The following is a 1,038-nucleotide window of genomic DNA, read 5'->3' as shown; positions in this document are numbered from 1 at the left end:
TGAGGTTCACAAAATGTATCGAGAAGGTAATTCGATACGCAAAATTTCAGAACATTTAGGACTGAATTGGCGCACGGTAAAAAAGCTCTTATCCAAAGACGACCGAAGTTACCAAAAAGAACTAGAACAGCCTATTTCTAAGAAAAAACTTCTTGATCCCTTTCGAGATTTTGTACGGGAAAAATTGGAGCTCTACCATGATACTTCTGCCGCACAAATGTTTGATTGGCTTAAAGAACAACACCCTGACTTTCCCTCAGTTAGTGCCAAAACAGTATTCAACTTTGTACAAGGCATTCGGGCGGAATTCAATATTCCTAAAGTGAGCTCTGCTCGTGATTTTCAGATGGTTGAAGAGCTTCCTTACGGTAGTCAAGCTCAGGTAGACTTTGGTTTTTATAATATGACCACCACAACAAATAAGCAAAAGAGAGTACAATTCTTTACTTTCATTCTATCGCGCAGCTGTTATAAGTTCGTTTTGTTTAGTGATATTCCTTTTACCACGGCAATGGTTATTGATGCACATGAACAAGCTTTTCAGTTTATTGCTGGTCTGCCTGAAGAAATCGTTTATGATCAGGACAGATTGTTTATCGTCTCTGAAAACCTAGGTGACATAGTACTCACTTCCGAGTTTTCGAATTATGTGCGAGAGCGTGGAATTAAGCTTCATTTTTGTCGAAAATCCGATCCCCAAAGCAAGGGTAAAGTAGAAAGCGTAGTTAAATATGTAAAGCAGAACTTTCTATATAATAGGCCATATCGTGATCTAGAAACGCTTAATGATGAATGTATAGCCTGGCTGCACCGTACGGCCAACAATCTGCCCCATGGTACACCCAAACTTATTCCACTAGAAGAACTTGCTAAAGAGCAGATGTTTTTAGAACAGTATCACCAAGTGCTTCCCAAGCCACCGCAAAAACAGATTTATGCTGTTCATAAAGATAATAAGGTGTCTTATAAGGGTAATTTCTATAGTGTTCCAATTGGCACATATAACGCTGGTATTACTAAAGTCCACCTTAGCGAGCA

At 39.1% G+C, this 1,038-nt stretch carries 1 protein-coding gene; it reads left to right on the top strand.

What is annotated here, in order from left to right; genetic code table 11:
- Positions 1-13: 13 nt before the first annotated feature.
- The coding region (gene istA, locus G5B32_RS16905; protein WP_240899088.1) for an IS21 family transposase at positions 14-1,038 on the top strand (1,025 nt) is incomplete at its 3' end.

The organism is Sphingobacterium sp. SGL-16 (genome assembly GCF_011043515.1).
Lineage (GTDB): Bacteria > Bacteroidota > Bacteroidia > Sphingobacteriales > Sphingobacteriaceae > Sphingobacterium > Sphingobacterium litopenaei.
The sequence above is the reverse complement of the archived record's forward strand: the minus strand, read 5'-3'. Positions and strand labels throughout refer to the sequence as shown.